This window comes from Silvanigrella aquatica (assembly GCF_001907975.1).
Classification (GTDB): domain Bacteria; phylum Bdellovibrionota_B; class Oligoflexia; order Silvanigrellales; family Silvanigrellaceae; genus Silvanigrella; species Silvanigrella aquatica.
This window is the reverse complement of record NZ_CP017834.1, coordinates 1,338,702-1,363,385: the sequence shown is the minus strand read 5'-3', so window position 1 is coordinate 1,363,385 and position 24,684 is coordinate 1,338,702. Positions and strand designations below refer to the sequence as shown.

General features: G+C 32.8%; 21 protein-coding genes and 1 tRNA gene. 10 read left to right on the top strand and 12 right to left on the bottom strand.

Annotated elements, in window-relative coordinates; all coding sequences use genetic code 11:
* Positions 1-3: 3 nt before the first annotated feature.
* The 8 genes from AXG55_RS05695 to fliG all read right to left on the bottom strand — a co-directional run bounded on the left by AXG55_RS05695 (position 4) and on the right by fliG (position 9,091).
* Positions 4-1,275: a hypothetical protein gene (locus AXG55_RS05695; RefSeq protein WP_148697163.1), complete on the bottom strand. Its 1,272-nt coding sequence runs from the start codon at positions 1,273-1,275 to the stop codon at positions 4-6.
* A 112-nt stretch (positions 1,276-1,387) separates the two neighbouring features.
* Positions 1,388-3,058 carry a patatin-like phospholipase family protein gene (locus tag AXG55_RS05690; RefSeq protein WP_148697162.1) on the bottom strand — a complete coding sequence of 557 codons (1,671 nt, stop codon included), beginning with the start codon at positions 3,056-3,058 and terminating at the stop codon, positions 1,388-1,390.
* Between the two features lie 42 nt (positions 3,059-3,100).
* The gene (locus tag AXG55_RS05685) at positions 3,101-4,516 is read right to left on the bottom strand and encodes a THUMP domain-containing class I SAM-dependent RNA methyltransferase (RefSeq protein WP_148697161.1); all 1,416 of its coding nucleotides are present in this window, start codon (positions 4,514-4,516) and stop codon (positions 3,101-3,103) included.
* Complete coding sequence (locus AXG55_RS05680) at positions 4,488-5,069, bottom strand: MotE family protein (protein WP_148697160.1); 582 nt, start codon at positions 5,067-5,069, stop codon at positions 4,488-4,490. The genes AXG55_RS05685 and AXG55_RS05680 overlap by 29 nt, the downstream gene beginning before the upstream one ends.
* The gene (gene fliJ, locus AXG55_RS05675) at positions 5,066-5,524 is read right to left on the bottom strand and encodes a flagellar export protein FliJ (RefSeq protein WP_233231408.1); all 459 of its coding nucleotides are present in this window, start codon (positions 5,522-5,524) and stop codon (positions 5,066-5,068) included. Before fliJ ends, AXG55_RS05680 begins: the two co-directional genes overlap by 4 nt.
* The gene (locus tag AXG55_RS05670; RefSeq protein WP_148697158.1) at positions 5,524-6,864 is read right to left on the bottom strand and encodes a FliI/YscN family ATPase; all 1,341 of its coding nucleotides are present in this window, start codon (positions 6,862-6,864) and stop codon (positions 5,524-5,526) included. Before AXG55_RS05670 ends, fliJ begins: the two co-directional genes overlap by 1 nt.
* 3 nt (positions 6,865-6,867) lie before the next feature.
* Positions 6,868-8,082: a FliH/SctL family protein gene (locus tag AXG55_RS05665; protein ID WP_148697157.1), complete on the bottom strand. Its 1,215-nt coding sequence runs from the start codon at positions 8,080-8,082 to the stop codon at positions 6,868-6,870.
* Positions 8,083-8,092: 10 nt separating this feature from the next.
* Positions 8,093-9,091, bottom strand: coding sequence for a flagellar motor switch protein FliG (gene fliG, locus AXG55_RS05660; protein ID WP_148697156.1), 999 nt, complete (start codon positions 9,089-9,091; stop codon positions 8,093-8,095).
* A gap of 219 nt (positions 9,092-9,310) precedes the next feature.
* On the opposite strand from fliG, the gene AXG55_RS05655 reads away from it, so the two are divergent.
* From AXG55_RS05655 to AXG55_RS05625, 7 genes are all read left to right on the top strand, one after another.
* On the top strand, positions 9,311-10,159 hold the full coding sequence (locus AXG55_RS05655) for an ABC transporter substrate-binding protein (RefSeq protein WP_148697155.1): 849 nt from the start codon (positions 9,311-9,313) through the stop codon (positions 10,157-10,159).
* Positions 10,149-11,417 carry a dicarboxylate/amino acid:cation symporter gene (locus tag AXG55_RS05650; protein ID WP_148697154.1) on the top strand — a complete coding sequence of 423 codons (1,269 nt, stop codon included), beginning with the start codon at positions 10,149-10,151 and terminating at the stop codon, positions 11,415-11,417. The genes AXG55_RS05655 and AXG55_RS05650 overlap by 11 nt, the downstream gene beginning before the upstream one ends.
* An 87-nt stretch (positions 11,418-11,504) precedes the next feature.
* Positions 11,505-12,659, top strand: coding sequence for a nucleoside hydrolase (locus tag AXG55_RS05645; protein WP_148697153.1), 1,155 nt, complete (start codon positions 11,505-11,507; stop codon positions 12,657-12,659).
* A 220-nt stretch (positions 12,660-12,879) separates the two neighbouring features.
* The gene (locus tag AXG55_RS05640) at positions 12,880-14,694 is read left to right on the top strand and encodes a hypothetical protein (RefSeq protein ID WP_148697152.1); all 1,815 of its coding nucleotides are present in this window, start codon (positions 12,880-12,882) and stop codon (positions 14,692-14,694) included.
* 367 nt (positions 14,695-15,061) lie between these two features.
* Positions 15,062-15,406 carry a hypothetical protein gene (locus AXG55_RS05635; RefSeq protein WP_148697151.1) on the top strand — a complete coding sequence of 115 codons (345 nt, stop codon included), beginning with the start codon at positions 15,062-15,064 and terminating at the stop codon, positions 15,404-15,406.
* Positions 15,407-15,901: 495 nt separating this feature from the next.
* A complete protein-coding gene (locus AXG55_RS05630) occupies positions 15,902-16,573 on the top strand; it encodes a heavy metal response regulator transcription factor (protein ID WP_148697150.1) in 672 nt (223 codons plus the stop codon).
* A gap of 2 nt (positions 16,574-16,575) precedes the next feature.
* A complete protein-coding gene (locus tag AXG55_RS05625; RefSeq protein WP_148697149.1) occupies positions 16,576-18,027 on the top strand; it encodes a heavy metal sensor histidine kinase in 1,452 nt (483 codons plus the stop codon).
* Between the two features lie 13 nt (positions 18,028-18,040).
* Here the strand turns inward: AXG55_RS05625 and AXG55_RS05620 are convergent, their stop codons facing one another.
* A complete protein-coding gene (locus AXG55_RS05620; RefSeq protein WP_233231407.1) occupies positions 18,041-18,544 on the bottom strand; it encodes a GNAT family N-acetyltransferase in 504 nt (167 codons plus the stop codon).
* 155 nt (positions 18,545-18,699) lie between these two features.
* Here AXG55_RS05620 and AXG55_RS05615 point away from each other — a divergent pair, with 155 nt between their 5' ends.
* Positions 18,700-19,788, top strand: a complete 1,089-nt coding sequence (locus AXG55_RS05615; protein ID WP_148697147.1) for an ABC transporter substrate-binding protein — start codon at positions 18,700-18,702, stop codon at positions 19,786-19,788.
* 113 nt (positions 19,789-19,901) lie between these two features.
* On the opposite strand, the gene AXG55_RS05610 is transcribed toward AXG55_RS05615, so the two are convergent.
* A tRNA-Gln gene (locus tag AXG55_RS05610) sits at positions 19,902-19,976 on the bottom strand.
* Between the two features lie 221 nt (positions 19,977-20,197).
* Here AXG55_RS05610 and AXG55_RS05605 point away from each other — a divergent pair.
* The gene (locus AXG55_RS05605; RefSeq protein WP_233231406.1) at positions 20,198-21,313 is read left to right on the top strand and encodes a branched-chain amino acid aminotransferase; all 1,116 of its coding nucleotides are present in this window, start codon (positions 20,198-20,200) and stop codon (positions 21,311-21,313) included.
* Positions 21,314-21,540: 227 nt separating this feature from the next.
* Positions 21,541-22,080, top strand: coding sequence for a hypothetical protein (locus AXG55_RS05600; protein ID WP_148697145.1), 540 nt, complete (start codon positions 21,541-21,543; stop codon positions 22,078-22,080).
* Positions 22,081-22,106: 26 nt separating this feature from the next.
* Here the strand turns inward: AXG55_RS05600 and AXG55_RS05595 are convergent, their stop codons facing one another.
* Together AXG55_RS05595 and AXG55_RS15030 are read right to left on the bottom strand one after the other, a co-directional pair.
* A complete protein-coding gene (locus tag AXG55_RS05595) occupies positions 22,107-23,024 on the bottom strand; it encodes a flagellin (protein WP_148697144.1) in 918 nt (305 codons plus the stop codon).
* The gene (locus AXG55_RS15030; RefSeq protein ID WP_272866912.1) at positions 23,024-24,658 is read right to left on the bottom strand and encodes a methyl-accepting chemotaxis protein; all 1,635 of its coding nucleotides are present in this window, start codon (positions 24,656-24,658) and stop codon (positions 23,024-23,026) included. Before AXG55_RS15030 ends, AXG55_RS05595 begins: the two co-directional genes overlap by 1 nt.
* Positions 24,659-24,684: the final 26 nt, after the last annotated feature.

Below are 24,684 nucleotides of genomic sequence, written 5' to 3'. Positions count from 1 at the left end.
CCACTAGGGAGCCGTTGGGGGAGAAGGCGCATCAGGGACTGTAGCCTCTACAGGCTTAACTAGTTCAACAGGTTTTGCCTCAGTGCTTTCAGCTGAAGGAGTAACAGGGGCATCCTTATTCTCAATTTTTGCAGCCTCGCTTGCATCTGCCCTAGGCTCTTCTTGCGGAGCATCTGCGCCCGTATTTTGAGAAGCATCGGGAGCTGCTTGCTCAGGAGCTACTGAAGCCGTAGGAACAGGCTTAGGAACATCTTCAATATTTATGGGATATACTTTCGTAGAGTCCCAAGTCCCACTTTGTAAATTTAAAGAAGAAATTCGGATAAACCATTTTCCTAATCCTATATTTCCTACAGGAAAAGTTGTTTTGGTTGTGCTGTACACTTTAACCCGATTTAAAAACTCCTGATCACTGGCAACTTCAATACGATAAAATGAAACTTTTCCGGTTGCTGACCAGGTTAAAGAATCATTTATCTTCATTTGGGGAGGAAAATCCGCCCTCAAACCACTGGAAGTGGGAGGAAGTATGGTGATTTTATGTGCCGGTTTTCCAGCTTCCTTCCAATAAATATCGCCTGGTGGTGGAATTGAAATACGATATTGCCCTGTGGCACTTGAATTTCCATTTAAATAAATTTTATTAAATCTTGGGTCCCTCGAAACAAGAATTTTTTTCTGAGAGGGAAGCTGAACAATGGGCCCCCCATCTTGAATATCATAGTTGTATGACAAAGGTCCCGACGATTCTGTAGGCGCTATCAAAGGTTTAGGCGCTTTTTGTTTTTTAGGCTTCTCAATGCTATCCACGGCTGGAGGAGGAACCACAGCAATTATGGATGGCGCAGACGGTGTTGGTGCTGATTCCACTGGTTTTTGTACGACATGCTCTTTCACACGAGGCGCAGGAGCAGCGACAACAGCAGGATGTGAAGGTTCAGCGACAACGGGCGGTGGAGTGACTTGCACGGCTGATTTGTCCTCTACATGAGGGGGAGTCGGAGTTGGATTCGGAATTATATTATCTTGTTTTTCTGGAGATTTTCCACCAAAAGGGGAGTACGGCCCCAAAAATAATAATCCTGCTGCCGTCGCACCCGCCACAGCCACTCCGGCTGTAATTCCTGTCAGGATCAGTTTTCTTTTCCTTGTCAACTCATCTTCTGCAGAATGATCAAGAAACGGCTCCTCTTTAGTTTGAGGGGGTGTCTCCTCGACGGGTTCATGTTGATGACGCTTTGTCGATTCTGTCTTCTTAAGACGTGAGTTTGCCATATTCAAAACCTCTACACATTATTTTTCCCTATGCAAAGTTTATATCGGAAAGAGAAAGTTTGGATTGAGGTAACAAAACTTACCTATAGGCAAATTATATGTGGGAAATTTGTCAGTTGAGGAGTGAAGAAATCATATTTTTTGATTTTAAAGCAAAACCATGCTTTGCAAATTTATGAGCAATGGCATCATAGGAAGAAAGAATTTGAGAAATCGTACAGCGAAAACCTAACTCCACAAGTTCTGTTCGAATATAATATTTCATTGGATTTCCTGCCATAGCTTCCATAACTTCATCTGTGGGCTTGAAAATAACAAAATCAACATCGGGATGATTGTCCATAGAATGTTTTAACATCGAACTTGATCTGGTTTGCACAAGACTTTTTACAGCCTGCACCATGGTAAAGTAACCACCTTTTTTCATGACGGCTCCAGGTAAATTACTAGTATAAGGTACCATAGGATCGATATACACGACTAAGGATGCTCCCTTACGAATAGCTGTATTAAAATCTGAAGAACTTGTTAATTGCCCGTCTGTAAACCAATGGCCTTTTATTAATTCAGGTAAATAAAACGGAGGAAGAGCTGTACTGGCGCGAATAGCTTGACTGATTTTTATATCTCGCCAAGGTTCTTCACCAAAGACAATATTTTCACCTGTATCTTGATCTGTTACGTTAATGTATAATTCTTTTTTTAATGTTGATAAATTATCTTCAACACCAAAATGTCTCATTTGATTTTCAAAAAACTTTTTTAATTTTTCTCCCTTAAAAAAACCAGTTGGCACAGAATGCTGCAATCGGCTGATCAATTCACCGGAATCAAATGTCGAAAAGGCACGAACAACATCAAAAAAGCGCTTAGCAATTTCCGAACCTGCTAAATCAAAAACCGTGTTTAATCCCAGTGGTTCAAGACTGGTATGCTTACGATATATTTGTTTTACGAGGTCTTCTGAGTGAACTCCCATAGCTAAAGTGCTTGCCACAATAGCTCCTGAAGAAACACCACAAAAAATATCAAAATCTCCTGTTTCCTTATCAAGCAAACAGCTGTCTATGGCGCTAATTACTCCAATAGAATAAATATAACCTTCAAGACCTCCACCCGAGATGCAGATACTTGTTTTTTTATGATTTTGTCTAAAATCATAAAGTTGCCGCGTCGCTGCCAAAAACAATTCTACGGAATCGGATGGATCGGTAATAACCGCACGAATATTGGCAAGACTTAAATAAAATTCACGGTTGGTTTTTCGGGCAGAACGAGGTAACACAACAACAATCCGGCGCATAGTATAAATAAAATCACGGGGTGTAAATTTTTCAATAGCCGATTTTAAGCTTTCAAAACTCACAGGAATTTTTTGTTCTTTTTGTTCCTTTGCACTTTGTGAAGAATGCAAAACTTCTGTGTCTTGATTGTCTTCTTCTTTTTCCTCTTTTGGTACAAAACGATCCACTAGATCTTTAAAGTGAAAATCATTATTGAGTTCTCGTTCATCTAATATAATTAAATCGGCATCAAATACAGGAAGTTCTCTGGCTAGCTCATAGACATCAGTATAAAAATTAACCGTAGCACCTGGAAATGAATTTGCAGCAACAGCCAAACGTCGAATCAAATAAGAGGAAACAGAAAAGGAATTGGGCTTTAAAGGCGAAGTATTTTTTGCCCCTGCTTTAATAAAATCTACTTTTAAAGATGCAATTAAAGATTCTTCACCAATGTACATGACACGGTATTCTTTATAACCGGAATATTTGTCGGACACGAAGGGTGTCTCCTTTGTAAAAGGAAAAGTTCCCAAAAGTGTTTATTCTGAAACTTTTGGGTTTCTTGGGTACATAACGTATTGTAGAAACTTGCACGGAATACTTCCATTGTAGACCGCAACTTTTCTTGAAGGACGCAAGCCCACTCGTTTTGCTCCTTCTTCACTTCCCGTAATCATCCAAGCTGTCCAGTGAGGAAATTGCTGTTTCCAAAGATCTCCAAGGCCTTGATAAAGGGGAGTGAGATCTTCACCCTCCTCAAGACGCTCACCGTAAGGTGGATTGACAATGAGCATACCCTGAGATGCATGCGGTTGGGCATCGAAGGCGTTCTTTTTTGTAAAGTTAATCAATTTACTCAAACCTGCGACCTTTGCGCATTCTCGTGCCGTTTCAATATTTCTTTCCGAAATATCGCTTCCATGAAAAGGTGATAAAATATTTGAATTAAAATTTATATTATTTTTCTCTGCATACATTTGAATACGCATAATTAAATCCGTTAAGGATTTTTCTTTTGCCAAGATTTTTGTTTTAAGATTCTTTAATGCCGCTTTCATTTCTTGAGATTTTTGAGGACATAAGTCCATAAATGCAAAATCATTACGATGAACATTTGGTTTCCAATGTAACAATAATAAGGCTGCTTCGATTAAAAATGTTCCCGAACCACACATCGGATCTAAAATGTAAGGTGACAGAAGAATTTGAGGTTTTTTAGTTTCTCTTGACTGTTCCTTTAATAATCGTGTTTCTTTATCTTCAAAATAAACGGGATTTGATGAATTCCAAATGCTATTTGCTAAAAGATGCAACCCCGATATGCGCAAAAGAGATGAAGCCAAAGATTCTTTTAAAGGCGCCTCCACGGTCTCGACGCGGTAACCTCTTTGGGAAAGAGGGACTCCCGTCGTATCGACGGATATGCTAAATTTATCGCGAAATAAACGGACAAATATTTTTACATCGGGATTTTCGGTATTAACGTCGGGACGTTCGCCAAATTGGTCACGAAAGGAATCACAAATGGCATCTTTAACTTTTAACCCAACAAACATGGAATTGCGCACAAAGGTGTCATTCAATGACGCATTCACAGAAAAGGTCAAATTTTTAGAAAAAAGATCGGGCCAATGAATTGTGCGCGCCAAATGATAAAGATCCTCTTCCTGGGAAACTTCATCTTCTGCTAAAACAAGCAAAACGCGACTGGCACAAAGGGAAGCCAAATTGGCGGCAATGCAACCATCCCAAGCGGATTCTAAATAGCAACCTGCTGAACCTTTCCAAATATTCCCTTTTATTTGATATTCTGAACAAATTTCCTCTAATTCATCTTTTAAAATATCTTCAAAACCACGTGATGTTGAAATAAAAAAACGTTGGCGCGTATGATCCGAATGCCTATAGCCTTGGGGATGACTCGAATTACGGCGGGGATTTTCCTTTTTCTTCATTTTTATCCTTATAAGGCGCACATAGGCCAAGCTCTCTGAGCATTTCAAATTCTCTGCCAGAGCGGATGCGCGTATAGTACTCCAAAAATTGTGTCGCTTTTGCGGGTGTTGAATTTTCTAGGAGCTTTGTTACTTGTCTAGGAGGTAATTTGCTTAATAAAACGATAACCAAATCCCTATCCATGGCGTCCATAACAGGAGCGACTTTGCGGGGCTCCATTTTTGAAACAAACTCCACAGCATTCTTCACCCTATCCTCCTTCAGTTTTTTCTCTTTTTGTAGGGTTTCGTCAAGTAACCTTTTTTCTTCTTCCACTTTTTTTAAACGGGCATCGACATCTAGTCTGGCCAAATCATAAGATTTCTTTGCTTCTTCCAGCTTCACAAGTTTTTGTTCAATGTCTTGTTTTAGCATTTCCAGTTCATCACGGATGCGCATAGATTCGGAAGTGCTCAAATCTCCTTTAGGTATTACGGGTAAATTTTGTGCCAATAAAACCTGATGATTTAAAAAAAACTTTAGGCTTAACAAAAGAATTAGAAGGTATTTCATTCATCATCCTTTTCTTGCATTTGCATACGAACAAATTTTTGGTTGCCCAACTCGTCGAGTAAAGCTTGTTCTTTGCGATTTTCAACTTTGTAATACTCTTTTTGTTTTAAATCTTTTAAATTTTCGAGAATTTTTTGATTTCGGCGACATTGAATTAAGGCTTGTTGATAAACCTCTAAATCAGACTGACAAGTACGCAAATTATCCAGCAACTCCATAATACGATCCTGTCTTAATCTTAATGAGTTTTCAAACAATTTTACTTTGTGAATTTGTGCTTGCAATGCATATTTATTAAGATCATCTCTGTCTGAAAAATAGAGATCTCGTTCTTCATGAATCATTTTTTTTAATTCAAAAATTATTTTTTTTGCATACTCCACTTTTGTTTCTGCATCTTCTGTTTCCTGTTCCCTCAGATTTAAAATTTTTTGCAAAGTAAATTGAAATGTCACTATTCAACCTCATGTGTCAATTCATGCAATAAACCTAAGGAATCACTAAAGTTACAGACAAGGGAACGATCTTGCTTTAAAAAAGATTCAATTTTGGGAAGAATTTTCATAACGCGATCGAGTTTTTGATTCATCCCAGGATTGTAAGCTCCGATGCTAATTAAATCTTCATTCTTTTGATATTCTGCTAAGAGATCTCTTAAAACTCCGACTTCTTTTAAATGACTTTCCGTCGTAATATCAAGCATTACACGACTGGCACTAGATAAAATATCAATGGCAGGAAAATGATTTCTTTCCGCCAAAGAACGCGACAAATTAATATGTCCATCCAAAATACTGCGCGCAGAATCACTAATGGGATCATTAAAATCATCACCTTCTACCAATACCGTATAAATCCCTGTCAGTGATCCTTTTGAATTGCTGTTACCTGCTCTCTCTAATAATTTAGGTAACAAAGAGAATACAGAAGGTGTGTAACCTTTTGTCGTAGGAGGTTCACCCACGGACAAACCAATTTCTCTTTGCGCCATAGCCACACGGGTTAAAGAATCCATCATTAGTAGTACTTTTTTACCTTGTTCCCTAAAATACTCTGCAATTGCTGTTCCCACATGAGCCGCCCGCACACGACTTAAGGGAGACTGATCACCCGTGGAGACAACAACAACACTCTTTTTAAGCCCCTCGTCTCCTAAATTCTCTTCTAAAAACTCACGTACTTCGCGACCTCGTTCACCAATGAGAGCAATCACGTTGACATCGGCGTCGGAAAAGCGAGATATCATTCCCATAAGCACACTTTTGCCAACCCCTGATCCCGCCATAATGCCGACGCGCTGCCCCTCCCCAAAACTAAGTAAGGCATTAATCGAACGCACTCCGGTATCAAAATGATTTTTAATCCGACGCCGCATGAGCGGATTGAGAGGATCACGCACGATGGAATAAGGAATGCCCTGATGGGAACCAAATTCTTCACCAATCATAGGACGCCCGTAACCATCAATTATGCGCCCAATGAGGTGATCACCCACCATAATTTTTTGTTCGCGATCGATGCATTGGACAAGGGAATTGGCACAAACACCCACAGGATCAGAAAAGGGAATGACGAGTGATTTTTCTTTACGAAAACCAACAACCTCTCCTTCAATAGAAAAAGTACGTTCTCTATTAAAAATGCGGACAAGAGCGCCCAAGGGCACATCGGATAAAGTCACTTCAATCACAGTTCCTACAACTTGGACGACTTTCCCAAATTTTTCATGTAAATTGTTTATACTTGGATTTTCTCTTTGTTTCTTTAATCTTGAAATCGCGTGATTTGAAAACATGGTTTATATAACCTTTTTAATTTCTGAATCTTTATTTAAATTCTCTTCTTTTTTATCAATTTTTTGATCATTAAAAATTTCAGACTTTAAATTTTTAATGATATTATCGACGCTTTTTTCAATATCTACCATAGAAACTCCAGTTTCATTTTCCACATGAAAACTACCGCTTTGTAATGATGAATTTTCCTTAATTTGAATTCTTGATCCTTCATTTAAATTTTCGATATGCTTTTTAATTCTTTGCGCATCCTCGTGATTCATTTGAATTGTGATAGAAGTACTTGCTGAATATGCTTTAACCACTTCATCAAATAAATTTGTTAATGAAGAATCGTTATTTTTTATTTGTTCTCTAATTATTTTTTCACAACATAATTTTACTAATTCTAAAAATATTTCCTTTCCTTCCATTAATAAGGAAGATTTTAACTGTTCCATTTTAGAGGCGGCTTCTGAAATATTTGCAAAAGCACGATCGTATTTTGTTTCAACAGCAACCATCCCTCGTTCTTCAGCATTGCGATAACCTTGAGTAGATCCTTCCTCAAAACCTTTTTTATATCCCTCTTCTTTTCCTTCTATTTCTCCCTTTTCAAAACCTTCATGACGCCCCTTTCCAAAACCTTCATGATAAGCATTTTCATATTTTTCTTTTATTTTTTCTTCATCTAATTCTTGTTTTATAGGCTCTGAATGATTTTGTGAAGAAGAGGATTCCATTGTTGTAGTTTGAGAAGTGGGATTCATTTTTTCCTGTTGATTTTGTTTTTGATCCTCAATTTTATTTACTTGATTTGCATTTAATTTATTATCATCTTCCTTTTTTTTCTTTACATTTGATTTGATTTTTTTTTCTATTTCTTGATTTTCCATTTCAGCTAATTCAAGCGCCATAGCTTCTTCTTCGTCCAATAAAGTACGGCGTCGACGACGCAACATTTCGCGTTGCCCTTTTTTAAAATCTTCCGTCATATCTCGAGGTAATAAAGGAACAGATTTTTTGACTAAAAGATTATCAAAATCTTTTGGTTTTGTAACTTTTTCTTTAATTTCTAAGGGATCGTGCATTTTTTCTAAAATAACAGATTTTTTTACATTATCGGGAAATACAATTCCTTGCTCACTAAAGTGTAGCCAAGGATAACTTTCCATATCTAATAAACTCATGACTTTTTTGTCATTTTTCTTAACAAGTTTACCAACTCGACTCCCCACAAACACCTCATTAAACTAAAGCATTTTCTCCACTGGCAGAAATAACGATTTTACCTTCATCATTTAATCTTCTGGCAATTTGCACAATGGCAAATTGCGCTTGCTCTACATCAGAAATTTTAGCAGGCCCTGCAATGGTCATTTCTTCTTTCAAGTTTTCCGCCGCTTTTTGGGACATATTCTTATAAATAAGATCTTTCACACCTTCAGAAGCCGTCTTTAATGCTAATTTAAGTTGTTCTGGTTTCACTTCTCTCAGTACAGTTTGAATACCTCTGTCATCAATCTTAATAAGATCGTCAAATACGAACATGAGTTTTCTAATATTTTCTGCAAGATCGGGATCGCGCTCTTCCAATCTATCCAAAATATTTTCTTCTGTTGCTTTATCCATAAGATTAAGCATTTCAACAATAGGATCGATTCCACCCACTTTCGAACTCGTTACGTTACCTAACTTTTGAATTTCACTTCTAAGAACATCATCAATTTCATCTATAATTTCCGGAGAAACACTTTCTAAACTGGCAACTCTTAAAATCAATTCCGTGTGCAAACTTTCTGGTAAAATTTTTAAACATTCACCAAATTTTTTAGGATCTAAATGAGCTAAAATTAATGCCATGGTTTGCGGATGTTCGGAGCGTAAAAAGTTAGCCAATGTTTTGGGATCAATCAATTCAAGAGATTCTAAATTGGCATTAGATGTTAAAGACAATTCATCAATGAGCGCATTGGCTTGATCACTTTTAAAGGCAGATTCAATTAATCTTTTAGTAAAGTCATTACTACCTAAAAAGTATTTTTTATTTGATTGCAATATTTGATAAAACTCTTCCATGACCATATCAATCGCATCGCTGTCCACACGCCCCAGACGACTCATGGCACTACCAATGCGTTTGATTTCAAATTCTGTCATGTGCTTAAAAATTTCCGCCGAAATTTCTTCGCCAAATGCGAGCAATAGAATTGCTGCTTTCTGTGGACCGGAATACTTTATGGCCACATTGCCCCCTTTTTATCTCTCGTCTTTTTTTACAGTTTAAAGTCAAAATGGCATCAGCAGCAGGCAACAGAAAGCCTATTTGTCAAAATAAAATAAGGAAATTATTTCCATTTCTATTTTTCAAAAATTTGGCTTAACCTAGGTAAAATTGAATGTATTAAAATTTGTAAATATTGCTATTATTTTTTAGCATATTGCAAATCTGAAACAAGGTCATTTATGAAAAAAAAGATTCAACTCTCTCTATTTTTAATTAACTTTTTTGTCGCATTTTATAGTGTCTTCTTTCACTTTCATGCCAATGCAGAAATTCCTCCCGATATAAAAAAAATAATAACGCGCGGTAAACTTATAGTAGCTATAAACTCTGTAGATTTACCACCCTTTTTTTATAAAACAAACGATAACAAACTTGAGGGATTTGATATTGAAATTGCAGAAGACATTGCAAAAAACTTAGGTGTCCATGTTGAATACAATAGAAACGCGTCTACATTTCAAGATGTGGTTAAGCTCGTAGAGAATGAACACGCCGATATTGCTATGGGTTCCATTAGTGCTACCTTAGCAAGGGGACTTACCGTTCGATTTTCCGATCCCTATTTATTACCTAATCAATGTCTTATCTTAAATCGTATTATTGAAGTAAAAGTAAATAATAAAGTTAAAATTGACCCTGAAGTTTTCAAAATTGCGTTATTAAGTCATTCCTCTTATAATGATTATGCTAAACAAAATATAAATTATTTTGACACAAATTATAAAAACATTTCATTTATTGAGTACGATTCATTAGACAATGCTATTTCTGATGTTATTTCAGGTAAAATATTTGGTGTTTATACCGATGAAAACTACGCTAATAATGTCATTAAAACAAAAAAATTAGCAAATATTTACGTAAGAAAAAAAATTGTGAGCGATTCCATCGATCCCATTTCCATTGCTCTAAATTGGAAAAGTCCCAATTTGGCATATTGGATAAATTTATATATTAAAAGAATGAAAACAGATGGAAAAGAAAAGTTACTTACATTTAAATATTTAAGAGAAAAAAATGATAAATAAACTTAAAGATATTCTTTTAAATCACTGGACTATTTTAATTTCCATGAGCTTAGGTTTAATATATGGTATTTTTTATCCTAAAGTAGCTCATAATACCCATTTTATTGGAGATATTTATCTTGATCTTTTACAGATTACTGTTATTCCCATAATGATGACTGCAATAATTTGTGGTTTTTATAATATTTTTCACAATAGTGACTCGATTTATTATTTAAAAAGATTATCTATATTATATTTAGTTATTATGATTTCTACTGCCGTATTATCTGTCACTTTATCTTTTGTTATTTCTCCCGGGTCAAATTTAAGTTCAGCAACAATTCAATTATTAAATAATGGCATTGGAAATTCCGAAAGCACTCTTAAAAATTTAAATAATATAATAGTAAGCGATAATTTTTTTTCCTATGTGCAAAATATTTTACCAGTAAATATCATTCGTTCTATTTATGAAAGAAAAGATATATCAATTTTAATATTTTCAATATTACTAGGCATAGCACTTGGTGTGACAAATCATCCCAATGTCGCTGTTGCTATCTCTTTTTTTGATGGCATTTTTTTAGCATTTATGAAAATTGTAAATATCCTTTTATATTTACTTCCTTTTGGAATTTTTTTCCTTATTTCAGGTTTTATTTCGAATCTTGGCTATGACACTTTAAAATCTTTATTTGATTTAATAGCACTTATATATATTATAGTAATAATTATGTTTCTTATATTTTTATTTATTATATCAAAAAAAAGAAAAATTCATCCTCTGCATGTGATGAGAAAACTAAAAAATGCATATTTAATTGCCTTTGGCACCTCGAGCAGCTTTGCCGCTATGCCTGCGGCCATGCTTGCCTTAACCAATGAGTTCAAAATTGATAAAAAAAATGTAGAACTGATAATGCCTTTAGGAACAAGTATTTTTAAACCCGGAATTATGATTAGAAGTATCACCATTGCCATATTTTTAATGAATCTTTACCATATACCTATTAAAATGAATTCCCTTGCAACACTCTTTTTTACAAGCCTCGCTACTTCTATAGCAAGCACTGCAGGTCCTGCTATTTTAAGCGCAACGACTTTTGGCATTGTTTTGTCCCCCCTGGGAATCCCTCCTGCTGTGGGAATATTTTTACTATTAAGTATAGAACCTCTCATAGATCCTATTACAAGTATGCTCAATGTTCAAAGTAACTGCACAATAACTGTATTGGTTGCAAAAGATGAGAAAAAAAGTAAAAAAGATAAAATATAAATTCAATATTTTTATTGATTTCTTGTCAAATTAAAAACAATCACCTATTATAAAAATCTTAAATCACTTTAATTAAAGGAATTAAAAATGTTTAATTTATTAAAAAAACTTCAAACATTTATCTTTATTTTTTGTTTTTCTTTTTATAATTATGCTTTTTCCTATGAAAAAAATAAGTTTGATCTTATTATAGATACCGATGCTGCTATTGATGATTGGTTAGCTGTTTTATATTCACTCAATCAAGAAAAAAAATCAAATTTATTAGGAATTACAATTGCTGCCACAGGAGAAGCTCATTGTAAACCTGCACAAATAAACATTGCAAATTTAATTTATTTAGCAGGCAAAGAAAAAAAACAAATTCCAATTTCATGCGGCGATTCTGTTCCTTTAGAAGGATTTCATACCTTTCCAGACAAATGGCGCATTGACTCCGACACAATGAACAATATCATAATACAAAAAAATCCAAATCCAAATATATTAGCACAACACGCCGTAGAATGGCTTCATGAGACATTAAATAAGAATTCAAATCCGGTTGTTATCTTAAGCATAGGTCCACTTACCAACATAGGTCAACTTATAAAAAAATATCCCGAAGTCACAAAAAAAGTAAAACGGATTTATATTATGGGTGGGGCTATTTATGTGAAAGGGAATCTCATTATTCCTAATATTACTGAGTCTTTAAAAAATAAATATGCGGAATGGAATATATGGGTCGATCCTTTAGCTGCAAAAATTGTAATGAATTCAGATATTCCTCTTTCCTTAGTCACTCTCGATGCCACAAACCAAGTGCAAGTCACTAGGGATTTTATGAAAACTTTAAAAAAGAATATGAAGTCCAAAGCAGCGAATTTTTATGCTGATATTCTCGATAAAAATTTAGAATTTGTTGATTCCGGTGAATACTACTTTTGGGATATCTTAACGGCTGCAAGTATGTATTTCCCCTTTTGCACAGAAAAAAAGACATCACTTGATGTCATTACACAATACGAATCAAATACTAATGGTTATGACCAAATTAAAAGTTTTGGAAAAGAATTTAATCTGGCATTAGAGCAGTTTAAAGATAATATGCAAAATCGCCAAGCATTTGAACAATTGGAATCAGGGCGCACCCTAGTTTTAAAAACAAGAGAAAATAAAAAACTACAAAAATTTTGCACTAAAGTTAGTGAAAAACAATTCAAAAAAAGCTTGATAGAAACCCTGAATTACTCCAATTAAAATATATTTGTTATTATTTTATAAAAACAATGATAATTTTTTTTAATTACATTATAAAATCAAATAAAACCTAAAAACAAGAGATTATTAATTACATATTTCAATTAAATAATAATTTGACAAATCAATATTCATTATTTAATTAAATATGAATAGTCAAATAAATATTTATTTGACTATTCATATTTAATCATATTTTTTTAAAGGATTTAAAAAATTTATGGCCGTTACCATATACGCTTGGACGCATAATCAAAAATCTACCAAGGATACTTTATTAAAAAAGTCAAACTGTGGGCATTGCTCTCTAGAAATAACAGGAACCAAAGAAAGTATTGATAAAATAAATGAAAAATTAAAATTGACCGTTCCTGGATATCAAAATGCAGAAGAAATCATAGAAAATTTTAAACATTCCCCTCAACAAGTCGACCTCTTTATTCCTAATAAATCTGAAGAAGAAAAAATAATTGCCAGAGAAAATGATTTAAATGAATGTTTATCTATATATGAAAAAAATAAAACAAACGGACAATATGATGCCATGGCAAAAGGTATCAATCAAAAAGTTCTCGAAGCTGCACAAACTCTTAAGAAAGGCAAAATACCTGAATATTTATTGAATAGTTATATCATAAAAAATAAATCTAAAATTATGAGTACAATTTATTTTAGTTTTTTTCCAGGTAGTAAATATGATGAAAAGCCAAATAATGAAAATAATAAAAAAAATATAAGTAATAACTTTTATAATATAATCAATAATAGAATACAAAGAGATCAAGAGTATATATATAAACCCGAATTTAAAAGTTACGCTCAAGATTGTAGCATTGAAACAATGGGAGTAGATATTTCGAAAATTTTTGCTGATTTAAAACCTGAAAATTTAGAAGAAGATTTTTTAAACTATAAAATGCGTTCTTCTTGCTCTGAAGATGATTGGTTAAAAAAAGAAAGAAAATTTTATAAAGTAAAATCTGGAATTTTAAAAGGCATTACAATCACGGCAGCAACTTATACTGAGTATGTAAATTTTTTAAATTTGATTATAAAAAATAGGAAAATTAAATTTAGGCACATTATGTTGGATGAAGATGCAAACATAAATGAAAATATATTAAACAAATTTTTAAAAAATGAATATAATTATTTTAATATTTTATTAGAAGATCTCTCATTCAATATAAAAACATTTAATAAGAAAATAAATCAATCTAAAAATATTGAGGAAATAAATTCATTAAAAAATAAAATAAATAAATTAGAATTAATGATTTCTCAAATTCAAAGCACTTATTCAAATGTCAAAAATTATCTACATGTTTCTGGACTTCCACCCTCAGATATCATCACTTTTCCATCTTTGCATTGCGATGGATACGGACTTGACGAAGTAAAAATAATTCAAAATTGGGTAAATATAATCGAAAATTCTGACTATCATTTTGACACCACAAACTGCTCCTGGGCAATCAAAACCGTATTTCTTCCTGTTATAGAACCTTATTTTAAAATTCAAAACCATATGCGCATCATGCCTTGGTCACCTCTTGAAGTAGCTTCTATAGCAAAGCAAGCTCAAAAGGAATTCTTAAAAAAACACAATGGTATTATTTTCAATTCGCAATTAAGCGCTCCGAAAAAAAATCTTTATACAAAAAAAGAATTTCTAAAGATAATATCTGAAAAAAACAAAAACATACAAATACAAAGTTTTTTTCATTTAAGAAAAATTGAATTAGAAGATATATTGATTCTTTTAGACAGATACCACCGCATTGGAGATTTTCAAATAAATCATAGAGTTATATTTATAGAACATCTCAAAGAAAAAATAGCAAATTATATGCATAAAATTTCTGAAAATACTAAGCAAAATAAAGAATCAAGAAAATTAAACTCTATTAATTTACTTTATCAATTGCTTATTCTTGAGGAAGATAGTCTTATGAGTTTTCTTTTAGGTGTCAAAGGGAAATTAATGCCAACCCATTCAGATGAACTTTTGCAAAAATATAAATATTTAGTTTAATCGCCTCTCAAATTTTTTCTTGAAAAGAGAACCTTGTCATATTAAATAATGTAAAAAAAATATTAAACGATTTTAAAAGATTATAAGCCTTTTTAGCGTTAGGCGAGGTGCCGCTATGTTTAAAATTTGGAATAATTGTGAATTTATCGGGAAAATTACAAAAATTCGTATCCCGAAAATGAATATCTCGCTTCAGGACGAAAAAGAAATAGTGTATATTATAGTGTCACTGCAGAGGAGTTGTTTTCTGTTAAAGAAATTATGCAAATGCGTTTTTATGAGAAATTATTATTAACTCATAAATTTTAATTTCGATATCTACTCATTTGAATATACTTTGATCATTTTTTATTAACTAGGATAAAATATGCTTAAATATTTAATTATTTTTTTCTCTCTCCTTTTTTTTAACACTCCTAGCTATGCCTTTCTAAACAAGTGCCAAAAATGCTACATTAAATGTATCAATACTGAGAAATATGACGCCTTTAAAGGAGAAGACATAAATAAGCTTTTAAAAGAGAAAAAATTGACCATTGTTGCAGATAAAAATCGTATTTTAACAGATTCTAAAGTCGATATTTTAAAGAATCATCTTTTCTATCGAGAGGGAACCTATTTTGTCAATCAAGATATCACTTTGATTCTTCAATGTATTTGCTGTAAAGATTGCCAGGCAAATGCTTGCCAGAGCTCTACAAAGCAACCTTGAGCACTATAAAATTATTTTATTTATAATTTTTTTGATAATATTAAAAAATATTTGTAATTTAAGTCATATTATATAAAAACATATCCTTATTATTTCCCTTGGCTAATTTCAATCAATAAAATTTCTTATTACAAAACGATTACAATTTTATTAAAATATGATGAAATAAAAATTTCAGTAAAATTAAATTATTTTTATTAAATTTAAGTTACTTAGGCAATGATTTTATGATAATATTCTAAAATAATTTAGTTACATTATGAGATAAAACATTATATTAGAATATTTTGCAAAGAAAATATTCTTTGTTTTAAACAAAAATATTTTATAACAATTACAGATGGTTAAATGATTTTAAAATCAAAAACCTACTCACCAAAAGGAGCATTTTTCAGAGCCATTATATTTTGGCAAGGTTTTCATTCTGTTAAGTCAAAAAACAGACATTGAATACTAAAAAAACCTGGATAAATATTGATTATAAGGGGAATTTCAATGAGAATTTTAATAATTGAAGATGCAGAGAAAACCGCTTCGTTTCTGAAAAAAGGTCTCACAGAAAAGGGATATGTAGTTGATATTGAATCAAATGGCCAAGAAGGATTATATCTGGCTCAAATGAATAATTACGATTTAATTATTCTCGATGTTATGCTACCTGAAATGGATGGTTGGAGTATTTTAAAAGAACTGCGCACATCAGATAATAAAACATATATTATTATGCTTACAGCTCGTGATGACATTGATGATAAAGTAAAGGGCTTAAATTTAGGAGCCGACGATTATCTTGTCAAACCCTTTGCCTTTTCTGAGCTTGTCGCCCGTATTCAAACGATTTTACGACGAAAGCCTACGATTCAAAAAGACATCATTGTTATTGGGGATCTTGAAGTCGATCTGAATAAAAAAAGGGTCTCCCGCGGAGGAGTCAAAATTGATTTAACCCCCAAAGAATTTATGCTGCTTTCCTTACTGATACGAAATAATAACGTCGCTCTTTCTCGTAGTGAAATCTCTGAAAAAATATGGAATATTAATTTTGATACCGACACAAATGTTGTTGATGTTCATATTAGAAGATTAAGAGCAAAAATTGACGATGACTATGAGAAAAAGTTTATTAAAACTGTCAGAGGAATTGGTTATATGTTTGATGAAAGCTGATTATGAATAAATTATCTTTATTTTTAATAAGAATAAGAAAAAAAAATTTTAATATTAGTCTTAGTATTTGGCTTTCATTTTGGTACTTTATTACTTGTATTATTTTAATTTCAAGTCAAAATTTTTTATTTAATAACTTTGTATCTTCTTTCTATAGTCAAACCGAAAATTTAACTCTAGATAAAAGCATTCATGACATTGTCCGACTTATTGATAAAAAAGAAAACCATGATAAAACTCCTTATAAATTTTTACTATTTGATGATTATGAGAGTTTCTTTTATTTAGTAGAAGATCTGACAAATAAAAAAATTATATTTATATCACCCGGAATGTTTAAATTTCTTTATTCACTTCGAGAATATAGCAATGAAAAGCTCCCTGAACCAAGCGATGATATAAATATCATGAAAAAAAATTCTAAATATTTTTATTTTGTAAAAAAAGAACTTATACATAATAATAAACTTATTCACATTGAAATTTTAGCTGATAAAACAAATAAAATATCTTTGCTAACAAAATTTAAAAATACATCCAGCCTCATTTCTTATTCCATTCTTTTTTCTTGTCTTATTTTATCGGTTTTTATTTCAAGAATTATTTTAAGCCCAATTCATCGTATTATGAAAAAAATTAGAAGTATAAATTCATCTAACTTACATGAACGAGTCGATATTAACTGGATTCCTCAAGAAGTAAAAATTATTAAAAATTCTTTCAATGAAGTTTTAGAAAGATTAGAAGACTCTTTTGCAAGAATTAGTCAATTCTCAGATGATATTGCTCATGAAATTCGAACTCCATTGAATAATTTAAAAGGTGAAATTGAGGTTGCTCTCCAAAATAAGAGAACGGAACAAGAATATATTGATATCCTTTATTCTAATCTTGAAGAATGTCACAGACTCACAAAAATAATTGATAATCTTATGTTTTTATCACGGTCTGAAAAAAATAATATGCATATCAATGTAGAGGAAGTAAATATTTATCAAGAATTATTAAATTTGAAAGATTTATATGATGGTATTGCCGATGAAAAATTTATTTCTATAAACATTTTTTGTGATATAGACCTCACTCACACTCTTGATCGTGTTCTTTTTCAAAGAATTATCAGTAATTTGTTATCAAATGCTATCACTTATAATAAAGAAAATGGTAAAATCGATATATATGCAAAACTCAATGAAACAAATCTAAGTATAGAGGTTTCTGATACTGGTATTGGCATCGCTCAAAAAGATCTCCCTCATTTATTTGATCGGTTTTACCGCATTGATAAGTCTCGTTACACTCCTTCCAAAAACCTGGGACTGGGTTTATCTATGGTTAAAAGCATGATCGGTTTGCATAAAGGAACAATTGAAATCAAAAGCAAAGAAGGTCAAGGCACCTCCGTTTTTGTTGTTTTTCCCAATAAAACTGTGACTTCTTTAAAATTAAATTAAAAAATTTTTTAATTTAAAAATATTCTGGCACGCTAAAATTTTTGCTTAAAATACTTTCAAATTTTTCCCTTACCGGCAGAATCATAATTACAGAATCTTCACATTTTTGTAGCTCATTTGGTAAGATGATAAATCCTATCTTCTGATAGACGTAGGGATCAATATCAGAAAATAAAATAAAATAATTTAAATCGACAGCTTGGCTTTCCATAAAAATCGCTTGTTTTAATAAATGAGACATAAAACCCTGATTGCGAAAAGCCGGTAACGTCGCAACAGAACCAACCCCTACCGCTCCAGGCAATAATCCAAAAGCATTGCGGTAACAAATAAGGGAACTTTTTAAAGACCCGTGCTCTTCCAAAACATACCAATGACCATATTTATATTTATAATCAATTCGTTTATAACAAAATTCAACATGCTGTTCTTTTGTAAATCCTTCCTGCCCCCAGGTATCAAAACCCATTGAAAATATTTCCGGAAAATCTTGATTATTTGCTTTACGCACCAACATGAGAGTAATCATCCTTCTTTACAAATTATTATAGTGTCAATTATATGAGCTTTTTTCTTTAATGTGTTAACTTAAAATACTAAAATCAAAATAATTTACAAACTCAATTTCAAATCAAACCTTATTATCTCCTAAAGTAAAAGGAATAGTTTCATATGAAGCGAATATATCATATAAAAGTCACTTTTTTAATAATAACAATATTTTTTATACAAAAAAATACATTTGCTCTAAAAAAAGTCGAATTAAATATCATGCAATGGGAAGGCTATTTAAGTTCCCAATTTAGTGGATTTATTACTTATGCGAGGAGTAAAGGTTATGATGTGAGCATAAAAGTCGTCAAACCTTCCATCGTGGGGCATGAAAATACCGTTCAGCGCATTAGCGAAGGAGGCGTCGATATTATCACTCCTTCTTCCTATTTTTTTAAATCAAGCGAAGGAAATCTCTTTAAATTTATTGAACCTATTGATGAAAAAAGATTAAAAAATTATGCCAATATACTGAAGAAATTAAAAGGAAATTATGCTACCCTTAGCAATAGAAATTATGGAATTCCTTTTACCACAGGATCATATGGATTAGCTTATAATACAGAAAAAGTACCTGAACCCACATCATGGAAGGTATTATGGGATCCTAGTAATAAAAATAAATATTCAATATACAAACATGCTTTTCAAAATTTCTTTTTAATTAATTTAATATATGGTAAAAAAATTTCAGATGCTTTTATTTTTGATAAAATCGATATAAAGTTCTCTAAAGAAAAAGCAAAGCAGCTTATAAATAATGCCAATTATTTATGGTCTGGATATTCAAATGATTTAAATAAAATGGATAATTTAAATTACGTTACGACTTGGGGTTATGATGTTATTCAAGCTAATAAGAAAAAAATGAAATGGAAAATTGCACACCCTATTGAAGGAGAATACTTATGGCTTGATTCTCTATCCATAACGAAAGAAGCTGCAAATAATTCCAATAAAGTAAATGCTTTTTATTTATTTTGTGATTACATTTTAAGTCCTGAAGTACAGGTTAAACTTATGCGCGAAATAGGCTCAACACCTGTGAATATCAAAGCAAAACAAATCGCAACAAAAGAAGAAATAAAAAGTTTCCGTATTGGCGATGAAAGCTATTTTAAAACTGAGAAAATTTTTGATTCTTTAGATAAAAGAACAGAAAAAGGCTATAACTACGTATGGGATCAAATTTTGAGTGAAAAAAAATGATGATTCATACTTTTAAAAGAAGCGTGTTATGAAAAGATAGTATCTTTTACTCTTTGTCATTACCAAGTCAGGGAAAATTCAAGAATAAATGGAGAGCTTTTCTTTAGAAAAAGTGGCTGGGGCACTAGGATTCGAACCTAGGAGTGACGGTATCAAAAACCGTTGACTTACCACTTGTCGATGCCCCAAGCAGCGGTGAGACCTGTATGCCAACCTTCCAAGTTAAAGTCAAGCGTCCCGTTAAAAAAATTTTTACTATCATGTAACATCTTAAAATTAATAAAATTACAAATCATTAAAAAGAGTCTTACTAAATTGCAAAAACATGATAAAAACTTGCGAGAGCACCAAGAAGCTGTATTTATCGGAGGGGTATGCTCACCACATCTCATCTCATGAAGGAAATAAAATGAATTATTCTAGTGACTTGAATACTAAAGGCAAAAATTTTAAAATCATAAAAAATCTACTCCCTAAACACAAAAGAAAAAATCCACCTTCACTGACAGAAACCATCCCATTTGGTGCCGTAACCACCAACCATATGCTCATATGTGACTACCTCCCGCGCAAAAATGGATGGCAAACACCTGAAATTATTCCATATAAATCGTTTTCAATGAGCCCCAGCGCCGTTGTGTTCCACTATGGACAAACTATTTTTGAAGGCCTTAAAGCTTATCGTTCGCAAAGCAATGACAAAGATCTCTTTTTGTTTCGCCCCGATCAAAATGCCAAACGCATGGCTCAATCGGCCACACGCATGGGTATGATACCTTTTCCTGAAGATTTATTTGTAAACTGCATAAAAGAATTGGTAAAAGTCGAAAAAGATTGGATTTTACCTTCGCCTGGAGCACTTTATATCCGCCCCTCTATGATTCCCTTGGACAAAGGCGTATCCTATCGCGCATCAGAAGCATACAGATTTTTTATTATCTTAAGTCCCTCAAAAAATTACTTTGCAAAAGAAGTGGGCGTCTCTGTGTACATTGAAAGGACACTGGCGCGAGCGGCTGTTGGCGGATCGGGTGAAGCAAAGTGTGGCGGAAATTATGCGTCCGCACTTTTGCCAATGAAAATTGCAAAAGAAAAAGGTGCCGAACAAGTGCTTTGGCTCGATGCGCTTGAACACAAATACGTCGAAGAAGCAGGTGCCATGAATGTCATGTTTATTTACAATAATAAAATTGTAACACCCGCATTAAGTGGCAGTATTTTACATGGCATTACAAGAGCCTCCATTATTCAAATTGCTAAAGATCTAGGCTATGAGGTTGAAGAAAAAAGAATTGAAATTGACAAAATTATTGCAGATATTAAAACGGGCAAATTAACAGAGATGTTTGCTTGTGGTACAGCAGCGGTCATATCAGCCATTAATTGCCTATACGATAAAGAGGAAAAGATTCCAATAAATAATGAAAAAATAGGCGAAGTGACACTGACCCTTAAAAATCATTTGCTAAATATTCAATCAGGAATTGCCGCGGATCCCTACGGTTGGAGATTACCAATTTTATAAGTTGAATAACTTATTCAATGACTTCATAATGAAGAAGAAAAGTTGTCCAAATTCAAACCAGTCAAATCTCCGACATACCTTTTTCAAAAATATCAGTTATGAATCTTTTATAGCAGAAAGTTATAAGGCTTAATACCCTATTAACTAAAAAATATGTACCAAAAATCAATAACTCAACAAATGATCTCAAGCTCAAAGAATACGACATATGAATAAGGAATAATATAATGAAAACGAATTCTTGTTCTAATAAAAGTCCTTCAGAAATTGCATCAGAACTATTTCAAGGAACAAAAGTAGAATCCGCATTTGATAAAACAGGAAAATTTAGTCATCTTTTAGCAAAACTTTCTAAAAATGAATTTACGAAACTTTATTCTCCAAACACAACAGTTACTATATTTATTCAAGGATATTGGTTACAACTCTGCTTGAATTCTAAAAATAAAAAAATACTGAATAGAGAAACTAATACTTATTTAAATTTAGAAATATATACCAACAATTTTGGAATCACAATTTTAGAAATGTATTATTTAGGAAAAAAAGTAGGTAAATTTCAAATTAAAAAATTAAATTCTGACGATTTAGCTTATTCACCAGAAGGATATTATATATTAGCTAGAACTGCTGTAAAGGTTTTTTCAAAAATTCAAAGTTCCTATACTATGCAGAAAGTTCCTATGCATTATTTCCCCGTAGTTCAAATTATACCCGAAGATAATGAAACTTCATTTTTTGATAGAAATCTTGTTAATATTCAATAGTTTTCAAATTAAATAATAAAATTAAACTATGAATTTTTATCTGGTGGTTTTACAAGAGTTAAAATATTTTGTGAAGTCATATTATTTCTTTGCGCAAGCAAACTTGAGCTTGCCTGTACTAAAATATTGGCCTTTGTTAAATTTGTAATTTCCGTTGCATAATCCACGTCTTTAATTCTTGAATTGGCTGCTGCCGTATTTTCATAAGCAACATTAATAGAATTTAAAGCTGAATTTAAACGAGTTGTAGCGGCACCAATAATAGCACGAGAGCTTGATATTTCTAAATGTGCATTATCAAATGTTTTCCCTAACTCACTTATGGAACTCGCACCAAAATGATCGATCACGTCATCAATAGAAACACCATCTTCAGAATTAGCAAGTTCTTTTGCAGATTGTACACCTAATTCCACGGGCGTTTTTTTGAGCTCTCTAAAGTTATCAATTTTTACAACGTTAGCATCGGGGTCGCCACCAGGTGGCGTAGGGCCAACGCGCACTTTAACAGGTTCTGTAGATTTTCCTGCACCACGACCAATACCTTGGTATTCTTTTTTTTCCTCAAATCCCGTTGTCTTAACGAGATCTTCATAGTTTGCCTGGTATTCAACAAATAAAAAGGATCTTTCCTTATCTGATAAGCTTGAATTTGCTGCTTGCGCAACAAGTTCTTTCATACGAATAACAGCATTGGAGGCTTCGTTCAGAGAAGCTTCGGCATTTTGCGTAACATTTAATCCTTCATTTATATTTTGTTTATAGACATTTAATTCGCGCATTTTTGAAGTTAATGCTTCGGAACGAGCACGCTCCACAGGAAGAGGTTCGCTTTTTGTAAAACGAACTCCTGAGGATAATTTCTCAAGACTATTGTCATATTCTTTTTGTGCTTTGGCAATATTATTTTCTAAATTTCCACTGCCAATAATTCGAATACCCATTAAGCTGTTTCCTTAGCTCCTTTGTTTTCACCAGAATTATCGTCGGGAATAGTATTAGGCACAGAACTATCTGTCATTGAAAATTTTCCATCTTCTTTAAGGACAAGCACCTGCCCTGGAGAACCTATTTGTAAAGTAACGCCCGCTGTTAAAAGATTTTTTAAATATTCACTGGCTAAAACAACTTTATCTACACAACTTGAAATATCTCTTCCAACCTGCTGCAAAGATTCCAATGCTGAACGATCTGTATCCAAGTGCTTAAAAGAAAGTTCCACTTGATGCAGCCCACTGGCACAGTGATTTGCCGCGACTTCAGAATCGGATTTGGCCTCACCTAAAGCAACAGCCACATGGTGAACCCAATCATGAACCTGTCTCGCTACACTTTGTGCTTGCTCAAGATTATTTATAATTTCTAGTAATTTCTTTATTTCTAATTGAATAGCAGCCAAACTACTTGTTCCTGCTGCCACAATACTTGTCAAACTTGTTTCTACTTGATTTACAAGATCGCGAGCAAATGTTCCTGTTTCGGTTATTTTTCGTATGGTACGGAACATATCTCGTGAGCGGGATTTGTTACCTTCAGATAAATTTTTTGCTGTTCCTAATTGATCATCAAGACCAATAGCTTGTCTTGACAGTTGCCCAATTTTTTCTCTTAATTCCTTAAGTAAACCATCGGCTGTATTTGCTTTTTTAACACCGCCTTCAATAACGTCATGACCTTCTCGAATAGCTCCCATAGCTCCCGAAGTTTCTTCTTGAATGGCTTCAATTCTGTCATAAATATCTCTTGTTGCTGTTGAAGATCTTTCTGCTAGTTTACGAATATCATCGGCCACAACAGCAAATCCTTTGCCTTGATCACCCGCTCTTGCAGCTTCAATACTTGCATTTAAAGCGAGCAAGTTTGTTTGTTCGGAAATATCATCAATCACTTCAATAATATTTCCAATGTCAGAGACTCGATTTGCTAATATAGAAATTTTTTCTTGAACCGCATTCATCCTATCGCGGCCACCGATCATGGCTGAAGTCACACCTTGAATAGCTTCACGGGTATTTTGCGAGTGCTGAAACACCTCATTTTGTAAAACTTGGGTTTTACTCATCAATTCGTCCCAACTTTTAATCACTTCCGTTAATTGTTCTGTTTGATCTTGAAAAGTGTTAAAATCATGTAAAAGATCGGAACCTAATCTTCCCCAAGCACGACTTCTATCCGCAGTTTTTCTTGTTTCAGCTAAAGAATGTCTGCTCATCATAATGCTATCTCGGATATAATCTGAAGTAACATTTAAAGTAACAATACTTTCTCCAATAGCTTGTCTTGTGCTATCTAAATTGAAAGATGCTCTTTGTATTTCTCGGTCTTTTGTTTTTCTAAACTCGAGAAGATTTCCTAAATTATCTGTTGCACTCGCTATATTGTCGCTTATTTTTCTAAATTGACCTTGCAATGATAATAAAAACTGCCTATCGGCTTCAACATCCGTACTTTGTGAAAAAGCAACAAGCTCATTTAATCTTCTTATAGAAATCATCAATTGTCTTTGAGAATTCAGCATAGAAGCAATACAATCCGATGCTGACAATGATGAATAAGAATTATTTGAATCATTTTCCACAAAGCACCTCAAATAAAATATAACTT